A 20,107-nucleotide genomic window follows, 5' to 3' on the forward strand; every position below is an offset into this window, starting at 1 on the left:
GATGCCCGCCGCAGTACCAACCGCCGGATCGAGGCCACTGTCCGTGGACGCCCGGGATGCCAGCGTGCCCAGCAGTGCCGCCGGCAACGTCCGATCAGCGCGAGCAGCCGCAACGCAGTGAACGTGTTCGCCACTGCCAGATACGCGAACCGGACCAACACGACCAACCATCATCGCCGTCCCGGGCAGGCCCGACCAGCATGGACGACACTCTCGGCACCGACAGCGCCAGACAGTCGCACGAAACACCGGAGAACCGGACAACACGCTCTCTCACGCCAGCCCTCACACCGGCACGCTCACCAGCACCTGCTGCGTGTCGGTCCGCACCTCGACGTGGTCGATGTCGCTCTTCGCCATGGACGAGCCGCCGTGCAGGTCCAGCGGGGCGGTGTGGCCGGGGACGCCGTAGCCGTGCGGGGGCACGTTCCAGTTGGTGATCACCTGCGTGCTGCCGTCCTTGCCGACGGCGACCAGGTCGCAGGTGAGGGGGCCCTTCACGCCTCGGAGTTCGACCGCGATGTGGGTGCCCCAGTCGCGCTGTTCGAGGCCGATGACGGCGCTGACGCCGTTCGCGGTGTTCGTGGCGGTGTGGCGTTCGCCCATCATCACCAGTTCGGCCGCGACGCTGTCGGTGGGTGTTGAGGTGCTCGTCGAGTGGCGGCCGATCGCGATGCCGACTGCCGGGCCGGCCACGATCAGCGCTACGGCTGCTGCCAGGGCCAGCAGGTTGCGGCGGCGGCGCCGGGTGCGGGCGCCGGAGACCTCGTCCAGGACTTTGGGGAGCAGCTCCGCGCTCGGCTGGGCCACGGCCAGTGGTTCGGCGTCGTCGTCTTCGGCTACCAGCGGCTGCAGTAGTGCCGGGAGATCCGAGAACTCCTCCAGCTCCGCGGAGCAACGGTCGCAGCCGAACAGGTGCTCCTCGAAACGCTCCGCCTCGTCCGGCTCCAGCAGGCCCAGGACGTAGGCGCCGATGTCGGTGTGTTCGGGCTCGGTCACTGGGTCAGCCCCCTTTCAGCCGCCGCCAGCTTCAGCGCGCGCAGCGCGTAGTAGACGCGGGACTTGACGGTGCCTGGCGGTACGCCTAGTTCGGCGGACGCCTCGGCGACGGACTTCCCCCTGAGGTAGGTCGCGACCAGCACCTCGCGGTGCGGGGCGCTGAGAGTGTCCAGCAACTCGGACACTTCCATCGCCGACAGTGCCTTCTCCACGCTCTCCTCGCTCGGCCGGTACTCCAGCGACGCGTCGGAGACCTCCGGCGGGCGGGCTTTGCGCCGGCGGTGCTCGTCGATCACCAGGCGACGCGCCACCGTCAGCAACCACGGCCGCAGTGAGCCGGTCTCCCCGTCCAGGCGGTCGGCGTGCCGCCAGGCTCGCACCAGGGTCTCCTGGACCACGTCCTCGGCGTCCTGCCGGGCGCCGCCGTTCAGGCTCAGGACGAAGCGTAGCAGCGGCGCTGCGTGCTCGCGGTAGAGATCAACCGCCAGTTCGTCCCCATGGCGCATGGCTTTTCCGCCGTTCCAGGTCGAGCGGTCGGCGTGGTCACGGTTCTGTCGTGTCTGACCGGGGCCGGCCAGGCCCGCCCCAGGCAGAAAGACGGCGGCGTCCACGCTCCTCACCCGGCGGGCTTGATGAGCTTGCCGACCGCACCGACGGCGAACCACACGCCGTCCACGCATTGTCCGTCCACGTCACCGGCCGCGGTGTCGCGGACGTAATAGTAGAGCGGCCACTTGGCGCAGGAGCTGCTTCCGTCCTTGTTGTTGAGGAACGCGCCGAGTTTGCGACCGTTCTGGCCGGTGGGGATCGGGCCGAGGCCGGAATCGGTGAGAGCTCTGACGGTGAGGCCCGACCGGAAACGCATGATCGCTCCTTGAGTTGGAACCGTGACGGTTCAACCCACGCAGCGGAACCCGAGCGGGTTCAAAGGAAACCTCTGGAAACCTCCATCGATCCGCATTGAACCGGCCCGGGTTCGGCTGCGTAGGTCGCCGGAGTCCAGGAGCCCCGTCCATGCGGACGGGTGCGGCCGGCTGCGGCCTCAAAAAAAGTTTCTCCGGGCTTTGAACCGGCCGCCGCGGGACTGCGTAAGTCACCCGCAAGGTTCACCACGAACCAGTATCAGTCCTGATATGAGGGGAAGATCAAGAATGATCCAGATTCGTACTGCTATGGCCGTCTCCGTAGTGGCAGCCGGCGCGATCTCGTTGACCGCGTGCAGCAGCGGCGCCGCGAAGCCCGCCGCGCAGCCGGCCGGCGCCGTCGTCACCACCAGCAGCACCGCGGGCTCGCCTTATGGCAGCAGCGACAGTTCTGGCGGGGCGGACGCGAATGCGAACGCGAACGCGAACGGCGACACCTTGTCGACGCAGATGCAGTACCAGAACGGCACCGCCAAGCAGAACAACGCTCCGGCCAACACCGGCGACTTCTACTCCGGTCCGCGCACGGACCCGGCCGCGCTCAACTGGGTCCAGCTCAGCGCCGGCTCGGCCAACGGACTCAGCCCGATCGTCCACGACGGCGCCGGCTTCACCATGTACCGGTTCGACAAGGACACCCCGAACCCGTCGGCGTCCCACTGCGACGGCCAGTGCGCGGTGACGTGGCCGCCGGTGCTGGTTCGCCCGGGCTCGAAGGTCTTCGTGGACGGCGTGCCCGTCAAGCAGATCGGCGTCATCAAGCGGGACGACGGCACTCTGCAGCTGACCATCGGCCACTGGCCGATCTACCGGTTCAGCAAGGACACCGCCCCGGGCCAGACCAACGGCGAGGGCGTCGGCGGCACCTGGTTCGCCGTCTCGCCGACCGGTAAGAAGGTCCTCCCGGCCGGCGGATCCGTGCCGTCGGGGACTTCGTCCTCGTCCGCTTCGGCCCCGTCCTCGGCCGCGTCCTCCTCGTCGGGCGGCAGCACCACGCTCGGGAACGGCAGCGTCATCCTCGACAGCGGGACGAACTTCAGCGAGCCCAACGGTTCCGAGGGTGTCGCCGGTCCCGGCTGCGTGAACGTCCGGCAGCCCGATGCGGCGTCCTCGCTCCAGCTCTCCGGCGGCCCGATCAAGATCTGGACCGGACCGGACTGCTCCGGCACGTCCCACGTGGTGACCGCCGACGTGCCGGACCTGGGGGCGATCGGCTTCGACAAGAAGATCGTCTCGATCCGCTTCGGCGGCTGAGCCCGTCGGTAGCCATCGGCCAGCCTGGTGGAGCGCGCCATGGCGCGCTCCACCGAGATCAACGGCTTTGAGTGTTTCCGGCGAGAACAGCGATCAAATCATGTCGGCGAGAGACGCCGGCCTTGGCCAGGATCGCCTTCACGTGGTCGCGAACGGTGTACACGGAGATGAACAGCGCCCGTGCGATGTCCTCGCTGGACAGCCCGTCGATCACCAGCGTTGCCACCTCCCGCTCCCGCGCGGTGAACGACAACGCTTGCATGAGGAGTGGAGCCACGTCCTGCGGGCGGGCCGCTTCCAAGGTGAGGACGTATCCGCCCGCTGCGCCGACGAGCGGTGCCGCTCGGACCACCGTCCATTGGCCGTCCGCCGCCTGCAGGCATACCCGGGCAGAGGTCGGCGGCTCGGCGCCTTGCGCCCGCGACAGCGCCGCTCGGGTGGCGACGGAGTAGACGACGGTAGGCAAGGGCTCGATTTCACCGGGCCTCGCCAACCCCAGCCGTTCGATCCAGCGCCACGCGGCCCCCGTGGTACCGACCACGGACAGTTCCTCATCCAGAATGATCGTCCCCGGCTCGGCGGGATCGTCGACTGGATCGTCGACTGGATCGCCGACGAGCGCGGCGTCGCCGTCTGTGAAGCGGGGGTGCAGGCCGTTGCGAAGCCGGGTGGCGAGCACGGGAGCCACCTCGGCGACGAATCCGGCGTCCTCGTCGCTGAAGAACCGGCCGGCCGGGGTCTCCCACAGATAGGCCGTCAATGCGACCCCGGCGGCAGGAACCGCCGCCACCGGCGGTCCCGTTCGGGATGTCGAAGGTTCAGCCGAGCACACGGAAGATCGCGGCCAGCGCGTCGTCCGGATTGCGGACCAGGACGATCTGGGCGGCCGGCGCGTGCGCATGGATGACGTTGAGGACCCGGTTGAACCAAAGGGTCGTCTCCTCGGTCGGCGGAAGACTCGGGTCCTGGCCGCTGATGAAGCTTCCGATCACGACGCCGTCGTACTCGTTGTTGTCCAGTTCCTTGGCCAGCACGGCGTCGCCGGCCTCGTCGTCGGTGAGGACGATGACGTTGGCAGCCAAGCCGGCCTCGCGCAGGCGTGCCTGGACAACCGCGCCGATCTCCGGGTGCTTGCCGAAGCCGAGAACCCGCCACTCCTTGGAAAACTCCGATGTCGACAAGGCCTTCTCCCGCCCATAGAATTAGCTAGACTTCACGTTGAATGACTTGACCGAAGGTATAGCCAAATTATGACAGGCGTCAAGGGCACTCAGCGCGCGTACCGCTCGCCGGTGCGCGAGCTGGCCGCGCACCGCACCCACGAGGCCGTAGTCGCCGCCGCCGCGGAGGTGTTCACTGAGAATGCCTATGCGGGAGCGACGATTGAGCTGATCGCCGCCCGCGCCGGCGTCTCACGCGCCACGGTCTTCGGGGTCGGCGGGAAGGCCCAGCTGTTCGCGCTTGCCCGCATGCACGCAGCCTCGGGCGGCCGTCTCACGGAGAACGACAAACGTTTCGTGCAGCTCTTGACGATTCCTGACGCGCGTCAGCTGCTTGGAGAGTTCGCGGGTTTCACGGCCGCCATATCGCAGCGGCTCGGGCCGCTGCAGGTTGTGCTCGAACAAGCCGCGACGACCGACTCCGAGTTGGCGCAACTGCAGGTGTCCAGCCAGCAGGAATTGGTGGAGTGCGCACGAGCCGTCGTGGCGGCGGTGGCCGCCACAGGATCGCTGCGTCCTGACATCTCGGCCGAAGCCGCCGCCGACATCCTCTGGTTTCAGATCCAGCCGATGAACTACCGGCGCCTGGTGGGGGAGCGCGGCTGGAGCCACGAGGCATTCGAGCGCTGGCACGGTGAGGCCATGATCGCCAACCTGCTGAGAGTGCGGGACGTCGCGGTCTGAGGGTCTCGTCTTTGTTCGCTCGCCTGGCCGCGTTGCCCGGCATGCCAGTCAGCGCTGCCAGGATCCTCTTCGCCGAGGTCGCCGATCACTCGCCGATGCGCAGCAGCGGCCGGGCACATCGTTGATCCGGCGGCCGGCCATCACAGGAAGCCCTCGCGCGCCGCGTAAGCCACGGCGTGGGGCCGGTTCCGCAGATCCAGACGCAGCATCATCCCGTGCAGCACGCCCTTGATCGTCCGCTCGGAGTAGCTGAGTTTCGCGGCGATCTCGCGTGTCTCAAGTCCCTCCGCCACGAGCCTGACGACATCGATCTCCCGGTGGGAGAGCCCTGGCATGGCGACGGCATCGGGGCGGCCGCCCGCGGTCCGCGCCCGGCCGACCTGGGCCAGCAGCCGGCCGAGCAAATCGGCCGGCAGTTCGCCCTCGCCGCTCGCCGCGACCTTGATGGCCTGCACCAAGCGGCCGGTACTGGCTTCACTACGGCGCACCAGCGCCGTGACGCCGCACTCGATCGCGTCGAGCAACTGCGCGTCACGGATGTCCCCGACCACGAGCACGATGCGCACCGCACCGTCTTTCCTCCACCGGCGCATAGTCGTCAGGACCTGGTCGTCGACCCCGTCAACGCACAGAACCAGCACAGTCGTGTCCGGCTCGCCGACAACACTGTGGATCTCAAGCTCCGGCACATGCCTCAACATGGCTTCCATACCGGCCCGGACCACCGGATCCTCGGCACAAAGCGATATGTGAACGCGTTCCACTTCGTCTCCTGCCACCGGCGTCCGACACTGCCACCGGCCTCATGAATGCATGGTCACCGATAGCGCGCCGCCATCGACACCCCGCACGCTAGGGATTTTGAACGTCCGTTCCGCTTCGCTCAGCCTGGAACTGTTCAAGGCACGCCACCGCACGCCCACCTCGGTCGTCATTCTCAACACCCTCAACAAGATCACCCCAGCGGGCCTTCCCATCCCGATCAGCCAAAGCATCGAAACGGCGGTACCCCCTCACGTCCGGGGCGTTCACAAAGCTTTGAGTGCTCGCCTCTGAGCCCCCGCTACCGTTTCCCGTGCCCCGACGGACGGCGTTTCGAGTGCGCAATGCGTTCGGGATTTCGTCATCCGTCTCCTGCGGGCGAGATCATCACAGCCTTTGAAATAAGGAGCTTGTCATGAAATTCATAGTCGAATCGCACAACATCGGCGACCCCACCCCCTACCTGGAGGCCGAAGGTGAACGAGTCGGCGAGCTGCTGCGGGCCGGGACCCTTGAGACGATCCTGCTGAAGGCGGACCGGTCAGGCGCCTTCCTCGTGCTCGACACCAGCGACGAAGCAGCCGCACGCGCCGCCGTCGAGAGCCTGCCGCTGGCCGCCAACCGCATGACCACGTTCGAGCTCACCGAGGTCACCACGATTTAACCCGTTGAGTCGGGGACGGCCCGGGTTTGCGCCTGCTCCCGGGCCGTTCCCCATCGGTCGGAACGGTCGGGCGACCGGAGTGCCCCGCCCAACATCCGGCCCCTTCGGGCAGCGATGGTTGCCCCCGATGTGTCCCCTCCCGCCGGTGCCGAACCACAGTCCGGCACCGTAGCGCCGGTTCGGTGAGCCTGACGTTCTCGCCGCCGCGCACCGCGGAGTCCGCCGCGGGACCGCACCTGTACGGGGTCCGTGTGACGCCGTTCGAGAACTCCGACGCTGTCACAGTGCCCGAGGGGACAACTGGTTTCGCGGCGCCCTGTCGAACGTCGAGGTGTTCAACCAGGCGCTCGACGCCGCGCAGATCAATGCGATCCCGGTGTCGCACTAGGAGGTCGTGTCGCCGATATCCCAAGCGCTAGGGATGTCTTGGGTCCACCGGCCGGGAGGACGATGGCGTTACCGCCACATCACCGCCACATCACCGCCGCATGACAGCCGCCGAGAGCCGGACAGATCCTCAACATCGCAGAATCCTGACAGCTGATCGCGTTCACAGCCGCAAGCCGTGAAAGGTAACGCCAGCCGGGTCAAACCTGCCCACCGGAAGATCCGCGCCAAGCCGTGACGGTGGCGCCGGCTTCGAGCCGCCGTTGACGATTCAGAACCACGGTCTCTATCCCTTGTTTCACCGGCACATGTTGCCCGTGCCGACTTCCATGTCGAAGGAGTCACACCGATGGTCAGTGCACGAATGCGCTCCGCGTCCCACGCCCTGCGCCGACCGCGGGTCGCGATCACCCTGGCCCTGTCGCTCGGCGCCGTGGTGGCGGGCGCGGGGACCAGTTTCGCCGCCGCCTCTCCGATCACCGGGCCCGTCTACGGTCTGCACGGGCTGTGCCTGGACGACACGGCCCTCGGGACGTCGGACGGGAACCCGGTCCAGATCTACCAGTGCAACAACGGCGCGAACCAGCAGTGGACCCTCACCAACCCCCAGTTCGGTGCGAACACCACGGCCACGGTTTACGGCAAGTGCCTCGACGCCAAGGGCGGCGGCACGGGGAACGGCACTGCCGTCGTCCTGTCGACGTGCACCGGCGCCGCCGACCAGGAGTGGACTCTGGAGTACAGCGGAACCTGGGTCAACGTGAATTCCGGCAAGTGTCTGGACGATCCTGCTTACGGCGGATCCGGTACCGCGCTGCAAATCTGGGACTGCAACAACGGCAACAACCAGGTTTGGCACGCCGCCGGGCTGCCGACCGGCTGAGAATCCCGCTGATCGCCGATGCTCGCACCCGGGCATCGGCGTGCGGGCGTGTTCCGGATCCGCTTTGCCGACGAAGGGATGAATGATGACCCCGGTGCTTCCTCGAAGGCTGCGTAGACACGTCGCCCTCGTGTTGTTGCCAGCGCTGCTCGGCATGCTGTGTGCCGTGCTCGCCGCGCCCGCGGCTCCGGCGACCGCCGCCGCCACGACCACCATCGCGGTCAACGGTGCCGCCACCGGCCGCACCTTCGACGGGGTCGGCGCGATCAGCGGCGGCGGGGGCAACTCGCGGCTGCTCATCGACTACCCGGCGGCGCAGCGTCAGCAGATCCTCGACTACTTGTTCGAGCCCGGATACGGCGCGGATCTGCAGATCCTCAAGGTCGAGATCGGAGGCGACACCAACTCCACCGACGGAGCCGAGCCCTCGATCGAGCACACCGCCGGCAACGTCCAGTGCGGCACCGGGTATGAGTTCTGGCTCATGCAGCAGGCCAAGGCCCTGAATCCGAACATCAAGCTGTATGGCCTGGCCTGGGGTGCTCCCGGCTGGATCGGCGGCGGCAACTTCTGGTCCACCGACACGATCAACTACCTGGTGTCGTGGCTCGGCTGCGCCAAGGCGGACGGTCTGACGATCGACTACCTGGGCGGCTGGAACGAGCGCGGCTACAACATCCCCTGGTACGAGCAACTGCGCTCGACCTTGAACGCGGACGGCTACTCCCGCGTGCAGATCGTCGGCGCCGACTCGGACTGGTCGGTCGCCAACGACATCGACACCAACTCCGCCTTCGCCAACGCGGTGCAGGTCATCGGATCGCACTATCCGTGTCAGGGCGACGGCGGCCCAGCGCTGTCCTGCTCCACCACCAGCCAGGCGACCTCCTCCGGCAAGCCGGTGTGGGCCTCGGAGAACGGGTCGCAGGACATGAACACCGGTGCGCCGGCGCTGATCCGCTCCATCGTCCGCGGCTACACCGACGCCCGCATGACGGCGTACCTCAACTGGCCGCTGATCGCCGCGATCACCCCGAACCTGCCCTATCCGACCGACGGGATGATGACGGCGGGCCAGCCCTGGTCCGGTAACTACTCGATCGGCGAGAGCGCCTGGGCCACCGCGCAGGTCACCCAGTTCACCGCGCCCGGCTGGCGATTCCTCGACTCCGGCTCCGGATACCTGGGCGGAGCCGAGTCCAACGGCTCGTACGTCTCGCTGAAGTCCGGCAACGGCAGTGACTACTCCACCGTCATCGAGACCACGACAGCCAGTGCCGCCCAAACCGTGAACGTCAACGTCTCCGGCGGCCTGTCGGCCGGCACCGTGCACGTCTGGAGCACCGCCGTGAACTCGCCGAACCCGGCGACCGCGCTGATCCACAGCCAGGACATCAGCCCGGTCAACGGTTCGTACTCGCTGACCGTCCAGCCCGGGTACATCTACACCCTGACCACCACCACGGGCCAGGGCAAGGGCACCGCGGTCAGCCCGGCCCCGGCGACGCTCGGCCTCCCGTACAACGACTCCTACGACCAGGACGCGACCGGCAGCGAGCCGCGGTATCTGCAGACGATGCAGGGCGCCTACCAGGTCGACCCGTGCCTGGGCGGCCGGTCGGGGCAGTGCGTCCAGCAGACGGCCCCCACCAAGCCGATCGAATGGCAAAGCGACTCCGACGCGTACGGCTTGATCGGTGACACGACCTGGTCGAACTACACGGTCTCCTCCGACGTGTACCTGAACCAGGCCGGTACCGCCGAGCTGTACGGCCGGGCGAACAAACAGGACCGGCCCCAGGCCGATCAGGCGGCCTACCTTTTCCGGGTCTCGGACTCCGGGGCCTGGTCGATCGACCGCAGCGACGCCGTCGGGACCGTTACGACACTCGCCTCGGGCGCGGTCAGCGCGCTGGGTACAGGCCGCTGGCACACCATCGCGCTGAGCATGTGGGGTACCGCGATCAGCGGTTCGATCGACGGGACCACGGTCGGCAGCGCCTCGGACGGTACCTACCAGACCGGCCAGGCCGGTCTGGGCGTCGTGGGATATCAGACCGACCAGTTCGACAACCTCGCGGTCACCCCGCTCCTCGGCGGATACGGAACCTACAGCACGGGCGCGGTCTCCTCCGGCCTTGCCGGACTGTGTCTGGACAACGCGAACGGCTCCATCACCAATGGGACCAAGGTCGACATCGCCACGTGCGACAACTCCGTCGGTCAGCAGTGGGAGCCCTCGAACGGCATCATGCGGAACAACGGCGACATGTGCTTGGAAGTCCACGGTTCCGGTTCCACCGCCAACGGAAGCCTCGTCGAAGTGTGGTTCTGCAACGGCGGCCCGAACCAGACCTGGATCCCGCAGGCGAACGGGGAACTGTTCAACCCGCAATCCGGCAGGTGTCTGGACGACCCGGCGCTGAGTACGACACCGGGTACCCAACTCGACATCTGGGACTGCAACGACGGCGCGAACCAGCAGTGGGGGCTGCCTCCGATCGTCGGTCCGGTCATCTCCGCTGTCAACGCACTCTGTCTCGACGACGCCGGCGACGTCACCACCGACGGCAACAAGGTTGACGTCTACGGTTGCAACGACACCAACGCCCAACGCTGGCAGCGAGCCGGGAACACCCTGGTGAACAACGGCAAGTGCCTGGACATCACCGGCTCAGGAGCCACCGCCAACGGCACCTCCGTCGAGCTGTACACCTGCAACAACGGCGCCAACCAGGTCTGGATCCCGCAGGCGAACGGCGAACTGCTCAATCCTCAGTCCGGCAGATGCTTGGACGACCCGGGATTCAGCACGACGCCGGGCACCCAACTCCAGATCTACGACTGCAACGACGGCACCAACCAGCAGTGGGCACTGCCCGCGGCCTGACGCTCCAAGCCTTGCCGCCTGCCGGCTCTGCTCCCCGCACCATTCGGCTGCGGGGAGCAGAGCGCAGTCCGGCTGTCTCAGCTGCGAACCGGTGTTCGTGCTCGACACGGGGCGGTGCCTGCTCGCGGCTCACCGTTGCGGTGGGCGGGAGTCTTCCGTCCGGACCGCTCGCAAGATCCGGTTGCTGATCTCGTGCAATTGGCGGACCTGGGGTGCGGTGAGTTGGTCGAAGACGAGCCGGTTGACGGCGTCGATGTGGCCGGGGGTGGCGTCGGCAGCCTTGTCCCGGCCGGCGTCGGTGAGCACGGCCAGGGTGTAGCGCCCGTCGGCCGGGTCCGGGACGCGGGTCATCCACCCGCGGCGCTCCAGGCGGCCGGCCGCCCGGGACAGTTTGGACAGTGAGGCGTTGGTCGCTCGGGCCAACTCGCTCATCCGTAGGGTGCGCTCATCAGCTTCGGACAACGTCCACAGGACGCCGTATTCGAAAAGTGTCAACGCGGCGTCGCGCTCCAACTGATCGTCGAGGGCCGCCGGCAGCCAGACCAGAACGCTGGTGAACGCGTCCCACATCTGGCGGTCTTCTCGATCGGGCATCACGGCCACCGCGTCGTCTCAGCCATGACGCGATTTTACGCTGGCGGCGGCCCGATCGGCGGGCACCGTGATTACTTGACTGGGAAACTCAATCCGCCTAGGTTTCAGTTACCCAGTCAAGTGAAGCGGTCGGCTCCGGTCCAGGCCCGGGCGCTTCCTGTCCAGGCCCGCACGCCGATCCCCGCCCAGCTTGAGAGGCACCCATGGAACTCACCAAGTACGCCCACTCGACCGTCGCTCTCACCAAGGACGGGTTCACCGTCGTGATCGATCCCGGGGCGTACACCCCCAACGCCGCGGAACTCGTCGCCGGTGCCACGGCGGTGCTGATCACGCACAGCCATCCCGACCACTTCGACGCCGGCATCCTGAAGGCCGCGCTTGAAGCTCGGCCGTCGCTGCGCGTGTGGGCGCCGCCGAACGCGGCGGCCGAACTCGGCCCGCACGATGGCCGAGTCCTCGCGGTCCGCGCCGACGACAGCTTCGAGGCCGCGGGATTCGAAGTGACGGCCTTCGGCGAGCATCACGCGCCCATCCACGCCGACCTCCCGCTCATGAGCAACGTCGGCTACCTGATCGACGGCGACGTCTACCACCCCGGGGACTCATACTTCGTGCCCGGGGCAGCAGTCCAGACGCTGCTCGTCCCGGCGGCCGGACCCTGGACCAAGCTCAGCGAAGGCATCGACTTCGTGCGGTCGGTCAAGCCCTCGCGTTCCGTCCAGATCCACGACCTCACACTGAGCGACGCCGAGGGCGCTTCGTTCGCACAGTTCCTCGGTGACCTGACCGGTGTGCCGTTGCTGGCGCTCCAGGTGGGTCAGAGCATTGTGATCTAGCGAGGAGCAATCAGAACCTCGTTGAGGAGTTCTTCAAGCCGCAGCTCGCCTTCCCGCGTCTGCACGCCGGCAGCCAGCAACTTGTGAGCGAGCGCCGTGATCTCCGGGAAGGAGAGCCTGCTGGCCAGGCTGCTCTCCGTGACCAGGTCCGTCTTGGTGGAGTCGGCCGCGTCGACCGCTGTCTTGATGATGCCGATGATGGTCCGGCCCAGGCCGGCGATGCGCCGCGCCAGCGTCGTGACGAACTCGTCGAGCTCGTCCGCCGGTAGGGCGCGGTTGATGAGCCCGTAGCGCTCGGCGAGCTCCGCGTCGGCCAGTCCGGCGCCGAGGATGAGTTCGAGCGCGCGGGCGCGGCCGACGAGGGAGGTCATGTACTGCGTGCCGCCGCCGGCCGGGTAGATGCCCAACAGCGTCTCCGGCTGCGCCTGGCCGGACTTGCCGATCGCCGCGAAACGCATGTCGAGCGCCATGGCGAACTCGTTGCCGCCGCCGCGCGCGAAGCCCGCGATCTTGCCGATGGTGACCTGTGGCAGGGCCCGGATCTCCTCGTTCAGAGCCTGGATCGCGTTGCTCGTCCCGGGCGGCAGGCTGTCGTCGGGGGCCAGCAACGTCGGGTCGGTGAGAAAGTGCATGTCGCCGTGCGCGATGAAGAACTCCGGGTCGGCGCTCTCGAACACGATCACCTGAACCGTGTCGTCGTCGCGCACCTGTGCGGCGAACCGCCGCAGGTCCGGGATGAGCTTCGCATCGAGGACGTTCAGCGGGGGATTGTCGATCGCGACGGTCGCGACGCCGTGCTGGAGGTCCACCCTGAGGGTGGACAGGTCTGCGTAGGTCATATGAGCACGCTACAATCTCACATAGATGTGAGATTCAAGCCCGCCGGCTGTGACGCCGAACACACGGAGGACAGGATGCGGATCGGGGAGTTGGCGGAGCGGACCGGGGTGAGCATCCGCTCGCTGCGCTACTACGAGGAACAGGGGCTGCTGGCCAGCATTCGCAGCGCGGGCGGCCATCGCCATTACACCGACGAGGAAGTAGATCGGGTCGCGTACTTGCAGCGGCTCTACTCGGCGGGCTTGTCCAGCCAGACGATCATCAGTCTGCTTCCCTGCATGGAGTCGCCGAGCGCCGCGAACTCCAACGCCGCCTTCGACCGCTTGCTCGAAGAACGCGACAAGCTCATCACGCACATATCCGGCCTGACGCACGCCCTGGAGTCCCTCAACGAGCTGATCGCCGCCAATCGGGCACACCGTGCCACTTCGGGCGCCGGCCGAAACCACGAAGAATCCGATGGGCGCTCTGCGCTGAATCCGTCGTCGACGTAGCCCTCGGGCAGCCTCGCCGAAGTAGTCGTCGCGGATGCCGATGACTGTGACGTCGGCGATATCGGGGTGCTTGACGAGGATTTCTTCGAGCTCGTGGGGCCAGATGTTCGCGCCGCCGTGGATGATCATGTCCTTGGAGCGGCCGGAGATCGTGAGCCTGCCGGCCGTGTCGATGAAGCCGCGGTCCCCGGACCGGAACCAACCGTCCGTAGTCCGGCTCTCCTTGTTCTTGTCCGGGTTGCGGTAGTACGGTCGGCCGGCAGCGCCCGCACCGCCTCGGTCACCAACTCCAGCGGGGTCAGCTCCCACGTCGCGGACAGCACATGAGTCGAGTCGGTGCGCTGCCGTCCGCGCCCCTTGACCAGGCCGGCTTCCTTCAGCCGGGCCGGCGCGAGGTCGAGCAGCCGGTCGGCTCGGTCGGCTCGGTCGTCCTCGGCGAGCCGGTCGCGGAAGTCGCGCAGCTCCGCGCTTCGCAAGCGGTCACCGCCGATCCCGGCGGGAACCGCGCCGCCCGCTCTGGACGTCGTCCACAATGACGTGGTAGCACAGGCGTCATCTGTGCCGTGGCGATGAAAGGGGCGCCTGTGGCGCGATGGAGGCCACTCCCGGCGGGCCTGGACCCGGCGGTGGCGAGGTTCGTCGTGCAGCTGCGGAAGCTTAAGGACGACAGTGGGTTGAGTCTGTCGCGGCTCGCTGCCAAGACCGGCTACAGCGCGTCGTCCTGGGAGCGCTATTTCGTGGGGAGGACGGTGGCGCCCGCGGCTGCGGTCGAGGCGCTGGCGGCGCTTGTCGGGGCCGATCCGGTGCGTGTCGAGGCGCTGCGTGAAGCTGCGGCTCGGGCGTTGACACAGCTGCAGCCCGACGTGGAGATGTGCGATGACCCGCCGGAGCCCACGGTCGGCCCGTCGCGGGCATGGCGTTTCGGGCGTACGGCCCTGACCGCCGGAGCGGGTGCTCTCGTCGGGGCGGCGGTCACGCTGCTGGTGCTGTGGCCGAAGGCGTTCGATGCCAAGAAGCAGGCCCTCGTGGTCACCGCGCGGACCGCGTACACCTGCACCTACAAGCAGCGCGACGGCCTTTGGTACGCCGGCAACAGTACGACGACCACCGACTTCCTTGAGGTCGACATGTGGGGCCCGGAGGTCGCCGAGCTCCAGTGCCTGCTGCAGCACGCCGGGTTCTCGCCGGGGGCCGTCGACGGCAGCTTCGGTCCGCTGACCGAAACGGCCGTGATCGACGCGCAGAAGGCGCACCGGCTGGACATCGACGGCCGGGTCGGGCCGCAGACCTGGGCGGCTCTGCGCGGATGACGGCTCACCAGGCTGACACCAGCAGCGAGGTCACGACGCTCGCCGCCGAACTGCGTCGGCTGCGCGACCAGGCCGGCCTGAGCTTCACGGCGCTCGGCGAGCAGACGCCGTACAGCCGATCGGCGTGGCAGCGCTACCTGACGGCGAAGGTGCTGCCGCCGTGGCCGGCGGTGCGGGATCTGTGCCGTCTGGCCGGAGAACCGGAGCCGCGGCTGCGCGCGCTGTGGGAGCTGGCGGAGTCGGCCGTGCGGGGACGCGGCGCTGTCATGGCTGGACCGGCACCGGAGGAGGAGGGGCCCGCGACGGGGATCGGGGCGGGGCCCGCGACGGGGATCGGGGCGGGGTCCAATCCGCGTCCCGCAGCGGGGCCCGAGCCGACGACTGCCCCGCCTCGTCGCGACCGTCGCGAACGTCGCGTCCGTGTCCCTATCCGTGTCCGCCTGGCGCTGGCGCTGATCGCGGCGGTCGCCTTGGCAGCTGTAGGCACGTATCTACTGCACGGCACCGGCAGCACACCGAGCCGAACCACCCCCGGCCCGTTCACCGTGACCTGCGTCACGGGGCCGTGTACCCCCACCTGCCAAGGCGCTACCTGCACCGGCCAGGACGCGGGGCTGACACTGTGCGGAATCCAAGCGCGGCCCCTCCAACAACAGGAAATCGCGGGCGGCATCGGCATGGAGGTCCGCTACAACGGCCAGTGCCGGGCTGCATGGGCCCGCTTCTGGAACACCCGCGTCGGCGACGCCCTCACGCTGACGACACCCGGCCAACCGGTGCAGACCGTCCGCATAAAAACCCCGAAGGACGCAATGGACTTCGCTAACACGCCGATGCTCTTCGTGGCCAACCCCGGCGCCTCGTTGCGGGCCTGCGTCACGCCTGCCGGTGGGACCCCGGTCTGCTACACCAGCTCAGCGTCCTGACAGTCGCGCGAACAGCAGATGCGTCTACTCGTGGCTCAGCGCCTGACGCCGGTAATGGCCGGGCGCTGAACCGTAGGCCGCACGGAAGGCACGGCTGAACTCGGCGGCGCTGCGGAATCCCCAGCGCACGCCGATCGCGTGGACCGGCCGCGTCCGATGCCTCGGGTCCGCCAAGTCGGCGCGGCAGCACTCCAGCCGCCGATGACGGATCCACGCCGCGATCGTCAGCTCCCTGGCTTGGAACAGTCGGTGCAGGTGGCTCACCGAGATGTGGTGGTGGCCTGCGATCACGGACGGCGTCAGGTCCGGGTCGCCGAGATTGCGCTCGATGAACGTCTCGATCTTCGCCAGCAGTGCCTGGCTGCGGTTTTCGGGGGCCGTGACGCCGCCGACACCGGCCCATGCGGTCAGGGTCATGACGGCCAGGTCCAGGGCCACCGTGCCGAGCTGCTCGCCTTCCCGCCGCCCCACCTCGCCCTTCTCCAGCGCCGAGGCGACGCTGGCGAGGTAGCGGGCGAGGACGGCACCCAGGCCGGAATGCGCCGGAAGCTGACGGGCGAACAAGGGCGCAAGCGCTGGCGGACGCAGTGGGAGCGCGGCCTTCGGGAAGTGCAGCATGACCATCTTCCCGCTGCCGATATCGGTGCCGCTGCCGCGGCCGGACAGGGCGCGAAAGCCGTGGGGAAGCCATTCGTCATGCAGCATCAGGACGTCCACGCCGGCTTGACCGGTCTGGTCCTCCTCGGCATGAAGGAGACCATTCGCCGTGAACAAGCTGAGCCGGTAGCGCTCGTGATCAGACGGTCCTGTCGAGGCTGGCGTACGTATCTCCGGTACCCGGGAGAACGAGTACACCGAGAGCCCGACCGGGCCCAACTCCGCCGGCGACGATCCCGGCCACCGCGCGAAGTGAGCCGCAGATGTAAAACGGTCGCCGCGTATGACCACGCTCATACCGCCATCTTTCGAAGGCGGGCCCACCGGCGTCGACAGCGCGCGCCGCGATGACCCTCATCCGGGATGCGGGACGAGCTGAGCAGCAGGGACGCGTCTCCACGTGACGATGCGGCGAGACGGCCTCACGGCAACCAAGTCGCGTACCAGTGCCTTCGGCGTGGGACCGGGGCACACGATTCGCGCGGACCTGGCGAAGCCACGGGAGCTGTTAAGACTTTCTGCACGGGGAGGTAAAGCAAAGTGGCTTGGTAGCCGGCTGAAGCCGCGGCCGCCAAGCCACTTTAGAGGCTAGGTCAACCTCCAAACCTGGTCATTGTTGGAGTTGCAGTCCCATATGATTGCGGGCAAGCCTGCCCCGTTGCTGCCGCCGTCAATTCCAACGCATTTACCGTCTTTGTCCGTCAGGTTCGCACCGACGCCGATGTAGCTACCCCAGAGCCAAGTCTGGGAGTAGCTGTTGCTGCAGTTCCACAGCATCACGTATGCACCATTGGTGCCGGTGGCCCCGTATGCGATATCAAGGCAATTGCCGCCCTTGGCGTTTACGAACCAATAACCGTTGACCGCCCCATGCTCTACCCAGGCTTGGTCGGGTTGGCCGTCACACGGCTCCTGGCGTGCTTGTGCGCCATTGCCGGTATCCCCGTTCTGGAATCCGATGCACGCGTTCCAGGCGTTTCTGAGCTCCAACCCGTAAGGGTTGCTATTGGGCCTGAAGGAGAGCCCGCTGACGCCGTGTCCGGTCACGGCGGGTCCAACGCCGGACTGTGCGCTGAGCTTGAGGCCACTGGCCGTGGGTGCGGTGCTGGAAGCAGAGGCCGGGTATGTCGTTGCGATCCCGATGCCGACGGCGAGCAGTACGCTCGCGACGGCGGCCACAAAGCGGGGTTTCTTCAAGAGAGTCCTCCTCGTAGTCATTTCAGGCGAACGCGTCATCAGGCCGAACGCTCCGTGCCGTGATGTTTCGCGTCAAGCCCAGGACGGTTCAACTCCGTCTCACCCGAAGCTGACGGAACCACTCTCGTGCGAGCCGGTCGCTTCCCGGTCGCTTCTGGGTCGCGCGACCGTCCCAGGCTTCTGCCACGGCGCATCGGCAGAGCACTCGACCTTCCGCCGACTGTCGCGGGACGAGCCTTCGGCGGACGCTGGGCCCGCCGGTTTCCCCTTCAGGTGATGGCGGGCGCTTCCTCCCCCTGCAGCAGGCCCGCGGCAATCGCCTCGCCACACAGCCGGTCTGTCAGGTACGGCACGGCGCTGTGCGCATGTGCCCCGTTGTCCACCACCGCGCACCGTACTCGCAGCCCGAAACGGGGCCGGAGATCCTTGGCCAGTGCTACTACGTCGCCGCTGTCGGCCAGGTTCGTCCACACCAGATCTTCGCCGCCGGGCCATGCTCCTCGCAGCGGGCCGCCGTGGCCTGATGGGGCGGGACGTAGCCGGTGGAACACCAGGTTCGGGATGCCGAGCGGTGAGCCGAGCGTGACCAGGGCCCGGACCTTGTGGCCGGGGCGAGCGCACAGTACCTCGTAGGCGGCCACCGAGCCCAGAGAGTGCGCCACCACGACTCGCGTCTCCTCGGTTATCAGGGCGTCGATGCGGGCGTGGACCGCGGCGCGGGCCTCCTCGTCCAGGAAGTAGGCCCGGACCTGCTTCAGGTCCGCGACCATGGCTCGCAATGCCACGTTGGCGAAGAACTTCGAGCCGGACAGTGCCAGAAGCCCGGCCTGCACGCTGCGAGGCACCGCCGCCAGTGAGCCGGCGTGGTCGGGGGGTACGACGGCGGGGTCGTGTTCGGCTGCGGACTGCCACCAGGCGGCCAGCAGCTCCTGCTCGAAGCCGTCCTCGACGTCGGCGGCGGTGTACGGCGGATCCCCGGCTGCCAGGAACCGTCCGGGCGGGCGGAACAGGTCACCGTAATACGCCATCGCCACTTGCGACTCGGCGACCAGCCCGTCGGCGCCGGCGCGGCTCAGGCCGTCCGATATCGCCGGCCACCAGTCATTCAGCAGCACTGCTCCGCCTCGGCGCTGCTGACCGATCCCATGCACACACACAATCGCAGGCACAAGTCCCCCTCACTCGTTCAGCACTGTCCCCGCCGCAGCGCGGCGGTCATCCGTCGTCTTCCGCGTCGGCATCGCCCTGAGGTTCCCGCCTCAGCTTCGCGCTGCCACGCGGCTGCTCCGAAGCGAACGACAGGTGAAGCAGATCTCGGCGAGCGACGCTCTCGCGGGGCCGCAGCTTGACCTTCCCGAGGCCGGGATCTTCGATCACGACGATCCGGGAGAGCATCTCCAGAACGTCCATGCGGTGGATGCGGTGAGCGAGAGCCACCTGGCGGCCGAGCTTGCCGTCCGCGTCGTCCGCCCCGTCCTCCCAGGCCCGGACCGCGTCGGCCACGCCTTCGGCCAGCTTGTCCTGGCCTTCGTACCTGCGGATCATGGGATCGGTCTTCGCGACGAGGAGGATGTCATCGGTCCACGTCACCAAGATGGATTTCTTGTCCAGGACCGTCGGCCCGCCCGGAGCGGAGGCGACTATCTCCACGCTGGCCGCTCGGGCCAGCTCCTCCTTCTTCACCCTCATGTCGGCTCGCCCCAGCGTGATCTGAATCTGGTAGTGCCGCACCTCCTCGGCCCACGAACCGAGCGGGAACTCGACTGTGGTGGCGTTGACGAAGTCTGCCTTGGGCATCAGGTCCTCGATGTCCGGCATCAGCCGCTTGAAGTGTTCGAGACGGGCCGGGCGGGCCAGGCGCACCCGCATCGCCACCTCGGGGACGAGCCTGGCCATGGAGGACGCCATCACCTCACGGAAGTCGTCGGCGAGCTGGTTGATCGCGACGGGTTCGCAGCTGCCGTTGAGGACGCGCGCGATCTCCCTGAGCTGTGTCCAACTCCAGTCGTCCCCGATGCCGCGGCAATCGCAGGCGAAACGCCCCTCGCAAGCCCTGAGCGCTGCGAACAGCGGCTGTTCGCCCTCGACGTTGAACCCGTCGGTGAGGAGGAGAGCATGTTTGAGCTGCGCCGGGGAGCCGTCGAGCAACTGGTCGGCCAGCCGCAGCCAGGTGCTCATGGAGGTGCCGCCCTGGGCCCTGACGGAGTCCAGCGCGCGGGCGGCCGCGGCACGGCTGTCAGCCGTGGCCCGCACCATGACGCCGGCCGGGGGATACACCTGTTCGGCCTCGCTGTGGCCGGCCACTATCGCGAAATAGGTCCCGTCACGCAGCATTTCGACGGCGGCGATCGCAGCCCGACGGGCCATCACCAGCTTGCCGTCCTCGTTCATGGAGTTCGAAGTGTCGATGATGATCACTTCAGCCGCCACGGGCGGATCTGCTTCGGCGGCTCCGAACGGGGACGATGCGGTGATCTCCAGGATCGCTCGCACGGTGTTGTCTTCCGGGGCGAGGTACTGGTTGCGGTGGACCGTCAGGGCGAACTCGAGAGCGAGCTCCTGCGGTGAAAGATTGTCAGGCATC

General features: G+C 67.8%; 23 protein-coding genes and 1 pseudogene. 12 read left to right on the forward strand and 12 right to left on the reverse strand.

The features are described 5' to 3' along the window. Nucleotides 1–285: 285 nt before the first annotated feature. From ABH935_RS07075 to ABH935_RS07085, 3 genes are all read right to left on the reverse strand, one after another. Nucleotides 286–999 (reverse strand): anti-sigma factor, encoded by a 714-nt coding sequence (locus tag ABH935_RS07075; RefSeq protein ID WP_370376971.1) that lies wholly within the window; start codon nucleotides 997–999, stop codon nucleotides 286–288. Continuing rightward, the gene (locus ABH935_RS07080; RefSeq protein ID WP_370376972.1) at nucleotides 996–1,505 is read right to left on the reverse strand and encodes a sigma-70 family RNA polymerase sigma factor; all 510 of its coding nucleotides are present in this window, start codon (nucleotides 1,503–1,505) and stop codon (nucleotides 996–998) included. Before ABH935_RS07080 ends, ABH935_RS07075 begins: the two co-directional genes overlap by 4 nt. A gap of 110 nt (nucleotides 1,506–1,615) precedes the next feature. Further along, on the reverse strand, nucleotides 1,616–1,864 hold the full coding sequence (locus ABH935_RS07085; protein WP_370376973.1) for a hypothetical protein: 249 nt from the start codon (nucleotides 1,862–1,864) through the stop codon (nucleotides 1,616–1,618). A 307-nt stretch (nucleotides 1,865–2,171) separates the two neighbouring features. Here ABH935_RS07085 and ABH935_RS07090 point away from each other — a divergent pair, with 307 nt between their 5' ends. Beyond that, on the forward strand, nucleotides 2,172–3,176 hold the full coding sequence (locus ABH935_RS07090) for a hypothetical protein (RefSeq protein ID WP_370376974.1): 1,005 nt from the start codon (nucleotides 2,172–2,174) through the stop codon (nucleotides 3,174–3,176). A gap of 58 nt (nucleotides 3,177–3,234) precedes the next feature. On the opposite strand, the gene ABH935_RS07095 is transcribed toward ABH935_RS07090, so the two are convergent. Both ABH935_RS07095 and ABH935_RS07100 read right to left on the reverse strand, forming a co-directional pair. After that, complete coding sequence (locus ABH935_RS07095; RefSeq protein WP_370376975.1) at nucleotides 3,235–3,966, reverse strand: LuxR C-terminal-related transcriptional regulator; 732 nt, start codon at nucleotides 3,964–3,966, stop codon at nucleotides 3,235–3,237. A 28-nt stretch (nucleotides 3,967–3,994) separates the two neighbouring features. Beyond that, nucleotides 3,995–4,357, reverse strand: a complete 363-nt coding sequence (locus ABH935_RS07100) for a hypothetical protein (protein WP_370376976.1) — start codon at nucleotides 4,355–4,357, stop codon at nucleotides 3,995–3,997. Nucleotides 4,358–4,426: 69 nt separating this feature from the next. Here ABH935_RS07100 and ABH935_RS07105 point away from each other — a divergent pair, with 69 nt between their 5' ends. Beyond that, nucleotides 4,427–5,080, forward strand: coding sequence for a TetR/AcrR family transcriptional regulator (locus tag ABH935_RS07105; RefSeq protein WP_370376977.1), 654 nt, complete (start codon nucleotides 4,427–4,429; stop codon nucleotides 5,078–5,080). 140 nt (nucleotides 5,081–5,220) lie between these two features. Here ABH935_RS07105 and ABH935_RS07110 read toward each other — a convergent pair whose 3' ends face one another. Then, on the reverse strand, nucleotides 5,221–5,844 hold the full coding sequence (locus ABH935_RS07110; protein ID WP_370376978.1) for a LuxR C-terminal-related transcriptional regulator: 624 nt from the start codon (nucleotides 5,842–5,844) through the stop codon (nucleotides 5,221–5,223). A gap of 49 nt (nucleotides 5,845–5,893) precedes the next feature. Between ABH935_RS07110 and ABH935_RS07115 the strand changes: the two genes are divergently transcribed. From ABH935_RS07115 to ABH935_RS07135, 5 genes and pseudogenes are all read left to right on the forward strand, one after another. Continuing rightward, entirely contained in the window at nucleotides 5,894–6,136 is a 243-nt protein-coding gene (locus tag ABH935_RS07115) for a hypothetical protein (protein WP_370376979.1), read from the forward strand. A 121-nt stretch (nucleotides 6,137–6,257) separates the two neighbouring features. After that, nucleotides 6,258–6,506, forward strand: a complete 249-nt coding sequence (locus tag ABH935_RS07120) for a hypothetical protein (protein ID WP_370376980.1) — start codon at nucleotides 6,258–6,260, stop codon at nucleotides 6,504–6,506. A 736-nt stretch (nucleotides 6,507–7,242) separates the two neighbouring features. After that, nucleotides 7,243–7,776 carry a ricin-type beta-trefoil lectin domain protein gene (locus ABH935_RS07125; protein ID WP_370376981.1) on the forward strand — a complete coding sequence of 178 codons (534 nt, stop codon included), beginning with the start codon at nucleotides 7,243–7,245 and terminating at the stop codon, nucleotides 7,774–7,776. Between the two features lie 154 nt (nucleotides 7,777–7,930). After that, a pseudogene (locus tag ABH935_RS07130) lies at nucleotides 7,931–10,264 on the forward strand (ricin-type beta-trefoil lectin domain protein); the annotation flags it as partial. Nucleotides 10,265–10,291: 27 nt separating this feature from the next. Further along, nucleotides 10,292–10,666 (forward strand): ricin-type beta-trefoil lectin domain protein, encoded by a 375-nt coding sequence (locus tag ABH935_RS07135; protein WP_370377270.1) that lies wholly within the window; start codon nucleotides 10,292–10,294, stop codon nucleotides 10,664–10,666. Between the two features lie 129 nt (nucleotides 10,667–10,795). Here ABH935_RS07135 and ABH935_RS07140 read toward each other — a convergent pair whose 3' ends face one another. Continuing rightward, complete coding sequence (locus ABH935_RS07140) at nucleotides 10,796–11,260, reverse strand: MarR family winged helix-turn-helix transcriptional regulator (RefSeq protein ID WP_370376982.1); 465 nt, start codon at nucleotides 11,258–11,260, stop codon at nucleotides 10,796–10,798. Nucleotides 11,261–11,463: 203 nt separating this feature from the next. On the opposite strand from ABH935_RS07140, the gene ABH935_RS07145 reads away from it, so the two are divergent. Beyond that, complete coding sequence (locus ABH935_RS07145) at nucleotides 11,464–12,099, forward strand: MBL fold metallo-hydrolase (protein WP_370376983.1); 636 nt, start codon at nucleotides 11,464–11,466, stop codon at nucleotides 12,097–12,099. Here ABH935_RS07145 and ABH935_RS07150 read toward each other — a convergent pair. Further along, on the reverse strand, nucleotides 12,096–12,938 hold the full coding sequence (locus tag ABH935_RS07150; protein WP_370376984.1) for an enoyl-CoA hydratase/isomerase family protein: 843 nt from the start codon (nucleotides 12,936–12,938) through the stop codon (nucleotides 12,096–12,098). The two genes, ABH935_RS07145 and ABH935_RS07150, sit on opposite strands and share 4 nt — an antisense overlap. A gap of 75 nt (nucleotides 12,939–13,013) precedes the next feature. Here ABH935_RS07150 and ABH935_RS07155 point away from each other — a divergent pair, with 75 nt between their 5' ends. The 4 genes from ABH935_RS07155 (at nucleotide 13,014) to ABH935_RS07170 (ending at nucleotide 15,669) form a co-directional block, all read left to right on the forward strand. Continuing rightward, nucleotides 13,014–13,433 carry a MerR family transcriptional regulator gene (locus ABH935_RS07155; protein ID WP_370376985.1) on the forward strand — a complete coding sequence of 140 codons (420 nt, stop codon included), beginning with the start codon at nucleotides 13,014–13,016 and terminating at the stop codon, nucleotides 13,431–13,433. Nucleotides 13,434–13,756: 323 nt separating this feature from the next. Then, nucleotides 13,757–13,969, forward strand: coding sequence for a hypothetical protein (locus tag ABH935_RS07160; protein WP_370376986.1), 213 nt, complete (start codon nucleotides 13,757–13,759; stop codon nucleotides 13,967–13,969). A gap of 48 nt (nucleotides 13,970–14,017) precedes the next feature. After that, nucleotides 14,018–14,743, forward strand: coding sequence for a peptidoglycan-binding protein (locus ABH935_RS07165; RefSeq protein ID WP_370376987.1), 726 nt, complete (start codon nucleotides 14,018–14,020; stop codon nucleotides 14,741–14,743). Continuing rightward, entirely contained in the window at nucleotides 14,740–15,669 is a 930-nt protein-coding gene (locus ABH935_RS07170) for an XRE family transcriptional regulator (protein WP_370376988.1), read from the forward strand. Before ABH935_RS07165 ends, ABH935_RS07170 begins: the two co-directional genes overlap by 4 nt. 24 nt (nucleotides 15,670–15,693) lie before the next feature. Here ABH935_RS07170 and ABH935_RS07175 read toward each other — a convergent pair whose 3' ends face one another. The 4 genes from ABH935_RS07175 to ABH935_RS07190 all read right to left on the reverse strand — a co-directional run bounded on the left by ABH935_RS07175 (nucleotide 15,694) and on the right by ABH935_RS07190 (nucleotide 20,106). Continuing rightward, nucleotides 15,694–16,386, reverse strand: a complete 693-nt coding sequence (locus tag ABH935_RS07175; protein WP_370376989.1) for a helix-turn-helix domain-containing protein — start codon at nucleotides 16,384–16,386, stop codon at nucleotides 15,694–15,696. 528 nt (nucleotides 16,387–16,914) lie between these two features. After that, nucleotides 16,915–17,523 carry an RICIN domain-containing protein gene (locus ABH935_RS07180; RefSeq protein ID WP_370376990.1) on the reverse strand — a complete coding sequence of 203 codons (609 nt, stop codon included), beginning with the start codon at nucleotides 17,521–17,523 and terminating at the stop codon, nucleotides 16,915–16,917. Between the two features lie 269 nt (nucleotides 17,524–17,792). After that, a complete protein-coding gene (locus ABH935_RS07185) occupies nucleotides 17,793–18,638 on the reverse strand; it encodes a hypothetical protein (protein ID WP_370376991.1) in 846 nt (281 codons plus the stop codon). A 100-nt stretch (nucleotides 18,639–18,738) separates the two neighbouring features. Continuing rightward, on the reverse strand, nucleotides 18,739–20,106 hold the full coding sequence (locus ABH935_RS07190; protein WP_370376992.1) for a VWA domain-containing protein: 1,368 nt from the start codon (nucleotides 20,104–20,106) through the stop codon (nucleotides 18,739–18,741). Nucleotide 20,107 lies beyond the last annotated feature (1 nt).

It is taken from the genome of Catenulispora sp. GAS73 (assembly GCF_041262085.1).
Lineage (GTDB): Bacteria > Actinomycetota > Actinomycetes > Streptomycetales > Catenulisporaceae > Catenulispora.